This is a genomic window from uncultured Caballeronia sp., assembly GCF_964243625.1.
Classification (GTDB): domain Bacteria; phylum Pseudomonadota; class Gammaproteobacteria; order Burkholderiales; family Burkholderiaceae; genus Caballeronia.
Genome location: NZ_CAXTGZ010000480.1, coordinates 1 through 4,668 on the forward strand (window position 1 = coordinate 1; position 4,668 = coordinate 4,668).

4 protein-coding genes are annotated in these 4,668 nt (G+C 54.9%); 2 read left to right on the top strand and 2 right to left on the bottom strand.

Annotated features, from left to right (window positions below; genetic code table 11):
- Positions 1-195 precede the first annotated feature (195 nt).
- Entirely contained in the window at positions 196-381 is a 186-nt protein-coding gene (locus ACFFAR_RS25165; protein WP_056363795.1) for a CsbD family protein, read from the bottom strand.
- Between the two features lie 268 nt (positions 382-649).
- On the opposite strand from ACFFAR_RS25165, the gene ACFFAR_RS25170 reads away from it, so the two are divergent.
- Positions 650-1,009 carry a DUF2471 family protein gene (locus tag ACFFAR_RS25170; protein WP_174365706.1) on the top strand — a complete coding sequence of 120 codons (360 nt, stop codon included), beginning with the start codon at positions 650-652 and terminating at the stop codon, positions 1,007-1,009.
- 42 nt (positions 1,010-1,051) lie between these two features.
- Positions 1,052-2,089 (top strand): tyrosine-type recombinase/integrase, encoded by a 1,038-nt coding sequence (locus ACFFAR_RS25175; RefSeq protein ID WP_375508656.1) that lies wholly within the window; start codon positions 1,052-1,054, stop codon positions 2,087-2,089.
- Between the two features lie 2 nt (positions 2,090-2,091).
- Here ACFFAR_RS25175 and ACFFAR_RS25180 read toward each other — a convergent pair whose 3' ends face one another.
- Entirely contained in the window at positions 2,092-3,306 is a 1,215-nt protein-coding gene (locus ACFFAR_RS25180) for a DNA-binding protein (protein ID WP_375508657.1), read from the bottom strand.
- Between the last annotated feature and the right edge of the window lie 1,362 nt (positions 3,307-4,668).

Sequence of the window (4,668 nt, forward strand, 5' to 3'; positions counted from 1 at the left end):
ATATCAATGAGTGCTGCCAGGTCTTGATATACGCGTCTAACCAAGAAACTTGATGCGCATAAAGTTTCCGCTTGGCGTGGGGCGACATAACAGGAAGGCCGTGCCGACTTGCGTCTGACACGGCCCTCGCTTGCTGATCTACTTCGAATGAAACAACCGCCACTTAATCAAATAGTGACGGCGCGGTCGAACCGCTTAGTGCTTCTTCAACGCGTCCTTCATGTCTTCGCGGGCATCGCCTGCACCTTTCTGCACCTTCCCGGCGGCCTGCTGCACGTCGCCCTTGGCTTCTTGGGCGCGGTCACCCGTCACCTTGCCGACGACTTCGTTGACCTTGCCCTTAGCTTGCTTTACTACGCCGTCTTTCTGATCCTTGTTCATCTTCATCTCCTTTCGTATCAAAAGCGCGAATCCGATGTAACGAAGTTCGCGGCGCCATGTCAGGAAATGTCCTGACCGTGTACACAGCATCGCAAATCCATAGTGGGTCCGACAGCCGATGGCGTCTGATTAGCGCGTAGGCGGAATCGCACATTGCAAGCTTGCATCAGCGCAAATTGGAGCGCCGCGATAAAGGGAGATTGCGATAACCACTGTATGTTTGTACAGTATCGTACCTTGCCGTTATCGCCGAAAGAGGGAGACAAAAATGGACATCGAAGAAGATCGTATCGACACCCCCGAATTCGCCCGCGTGGTGAGAGACCTTAAGCGAATCACACGCGAGGTTGCGCATCGCTATATCGTGCAAGGAGTCCCACTTTCGTGGCGGCTCCTGCTCGCAATCGAAGCAGAGGCTCTCGCGGATCTTGGTTTTGCCGGCCGGCACGAGTCAGCGCTCAGAGCTCTGTTTGCACGCCCGGTTGACCTGAGCTTTCCCGAAACAGACGATCTTGTAGACTTTCGCAGGTCCAATGCGCTGCCGCCCGTGTTTGCATTCGCAGTTGATGCTTACGACCAGGCCGCACGCGCCGGGCATCCCGAGTTAGCGGTTGCAGTTACGCATTAAAAGCGGCTTCGCCCGCAGGTTCACCTCTAAGGATCATTCCTGATGCCCCTGAACGCCAGGACCGACGACATTTTCGAGCGAGAGCGCACGAGTTGGTACGCCGATCCGGTAAGTGCGTTCGATGCGTGGATGGCCGGTCAGGCATTCAAGGCATCGTCAGCGAACGTCTACCGCGCGCAATGGGGCCTGTTTCTTGAATGGCTGGACGTCAAACGCGTCAATCTCAAGACCGTGGACCGGCTCGCCATCGAACAGTTTGTAACCCAACTGGATATCCGGAAACCACAGCGCGTACGCTATCTACGGCTCATCGAGCGCGTGCTGGACCATGTTCGTCAGATAGAACTCGCGTCCACGAATCCTGCTCGGTTTATTGCACAAGATGGCGAAGCACCCTGGCGGGATGCACGGGAGAACGAGCCAACCGGTTTTCTATCGCACAACGAGCGCGCGGCGCTGGTCGCCTACCTTTTCTCGCCGATTGTTGATTTATCGGCCGGTCAACGCTGGCGTGAAAGCAGGGACCGTGCACTCGTCGGCGTATTTCTTGGCGGGGGAGTGAAAACGGGAGAGGCGGCCGCGCTGACCGTTAGTAGCTTTGACTGGAATCAGCCATGGCTCACAATCGAAGCCTCAAATTCCGCGCTTATACGACAAACCCGGCTCGCGCCTTTCGCCGTCGCGTTGCTTGATCAGTGGATCAGCGAACGAAAAACCGCCGGATTGCCAGGCGACCTGTTATTTCCGTCTACCGCGTCGGGGCGGATCATGCACAAGGCCACGATGCTGCGCTCTATCGATGCGGTTACGCTGGCCGCCGGTATTGCCGATTCCCGGGTAGCTCGCGCCAGTCCCCAGACCTTGCGCAACACGTTTGCCGCGGACCGGTTTGAAAGCGGAACGGTGCCCGAGCAGGTCGGACAGTGGCTGGGATTTCAGCAAGACATTTCAGCGCACAGGCTGCATCGGGCGTGGGAACGCTGGAAAGGTGAGGAAATACGGGAGCGTGATTTGGCCCATGCAAAGCATGACGCTTCGGTTGCGGACGAACGATCCGCCGGAAAAACAGGTCCCGAATAACCTCACCTTTCGACTTGCTGGCTCGCATCGAGCATTTCTGCGGTCTTGAAACATGCGACAGCCATAATCCGTGACGCCGTGGCACCCGACGATCGCTCACAATCAGGGCACGAAAGCTCGAACTCGTTTCCGTGCTGAGCAAGTTCGGGCTCACCAGCCATGCATGTTGGACAACGCGACGGCAGCACGATAAACGCGTCGACTTCGGTGCCAAGCGCCAGAATTTCCTTGTTTAATAACCGTCCTTCTTCGACCAACGAGCAAATGAGCCGTGTTGCACTTCTACTGATTCCGCTTTGCGCGCGAAGGGTGTCGCGCTCGGAAGAGAGTTCATCGATTTCGTCGGATTTCTCGCGCAGTTGCAGCTCAAGTCGGTCGGCGCGCGCTTTCGCAGTGCTGAGTTGCTGGATGAAATCAAATTCTTTCTGACTGGCCTGGCGCACACTCGTCTGGTACGTCGCGGCCATGCCGCGAAGCGAATCGAGTTCAACCAGCATCGGCTTGACGCGCCGCTCAGCCTCACTCACCGCGTCCTTGATCTGCTGCGCATAGTGCTCCGTGTTCTGCCGCAATTCGCAATTCAAGGTATCCAGTCGATCACGTAACGTGGCGTTTGTCAGTTGTTGGGCATCGAGACGTTTGGTCAGGGCATCGTTTTCACCCTCCAGACGCTGGATTAACGCGTGGAGACCGCCCTGAGCGTTTGAATCCCGGTCACGGAGCGCATGCATTTCTGCTTCCAATGCAGAATTGTGTGCCAACGCCGCGTCCGCCCGCGCTTCGCTTCGTAGGAGCGCTTCATTGACGGTAGCGAACCGTACTTCGAAATCGTGAAGACGACTCAATGCGGTGTCCGCGTCGCTCTTTGCTGCGTTACGTTCTATCTCGAGCGATTGACTGGCTAAATGCCTTGCTTCCTGAAACAGTTGCCCAAGGAGTTCGCCTGCGCGCTCCTGCAAAGCATCGGGAATCGCGCCACCATCGATGCGAATTCGGGACGCCGACCTAATTCGGGTCCAGAACGCATCGATATCCTTCGGGATGTCGCTTGCGCTTCCGGTCTGAGTTAGGTCCCTTACTGTAGCCATGGATGGCCGGATGCCGAAATCGAAGAAGAGCCGCTTGCATGCATGTTGCGAAAGGTCTTGCCTTCGTGCGCCATTGGCTTTTAATTCAGCAAGCTCAGTACGCAGATCAAGGCGCTCTTCATCATTCATAAACCCTCCCGGCACTTATTTCGTTCGATACATAATACATTACGTAGCAATCACTACGATTCCAAAGAAAGCTGAGAACTAGGCAAGCTTTGCAAGCGCTCGTGCTCCGTTACGCCAAAATCACCTTCCGGCGACAGTGGTTTCCGTGAAACATGTAGAGCTTAATAGCTTAACTTGTTGATTACTAGCAGTTTGTTTAAGCCGTGACTGCTTCGACGATGTTTCACGAGCCGAAGGGGTGTAACGGTTCTCTATCTAGAATCTCCCTGTCTTGAGAGTATTAGAAGTAAACACCTTTGAACCCTAGTTAAAAACGTTAACGCCACGGCAGACCCTTATGGAGTAAGGCTTTCCGGACGCAAAGGTGAGTGTCTGCGGGATAGAAGGTGAGCGCTGACGGGGGCTGGAGGTGATTGGGTTCAGGAACGACAGTGAGTCATCACGGGAGCATCCGTGAGCGGATTCGGGAGTCGTGCCGTTTCGACAGGTGAGATTATTCGGGAGATCGCGTAGTGAACAAGCCCGCCCAGTAGACAAGGAGCATCTGCGACATCAATTCGTTAAGTGAGTGTTTGCGGGGGCTAAGAAATCGCAAAAAATCCAGTTATAATCGGTCATTATTACCTAATGGTGAGGGTTCACGGGGGCCAACGTCACTCGAGGGTGAGGTTATACAGGCGCCAAGACCGAATGCTTGCATGATCGCCTGCGATGTTTGCGGCTTAAGGTGAGGAGTTACGGGAGGGTTCGGGAGTGAAGTTTCAACCTTAAAGGCCTAATATTCTCGGTTTTAAAGGGTATTTCAGCTAGCGGCGGTAAAGGTGAGCTTTTTCGGGAGGCATCAACCGTCATTTCCTATGCCAGCGAGTACCCAGTAGTGATCCATCGGTGAGCGTATTCGGGAGCCCCTCTTGCACCTCGACGTTTTTCAACCACCGCTCGCCATCTGAAAACCCTGACTTCATCACCTAACATATTGATAGTAATAAGAATATAAGGCAGATGCCGACAGCATCTCGTGCTTAGGGTGAGACTTTTCGGGAGGCTGCGATTTGAGTAGAAGTCGGCCCCACAGACCTTAGATCCTTGGCTAAGGTGAGCTTTTGCGGGGTCTTGGATCGTCGTAATCGAGCGTGTACGGCGGATTTGGCACACGGCTGGACCTCGAAATCGCTTGGATGTGCCGCAAAGGTGAGGCTTTACGGGAGGTGCCCCATCGTTTATTTCAGGCCCGGGTGTCATCGTGGGGACGAAGGTGAGGGAATTCGGGAGCAGTGATGGTTCACGCGGATGGGCGCGTCACTCGGTGTTTAAAGCAGAATGAGGCTTCAAAGCGAGGTAACGGTGAGTGTTTTCAGGAGC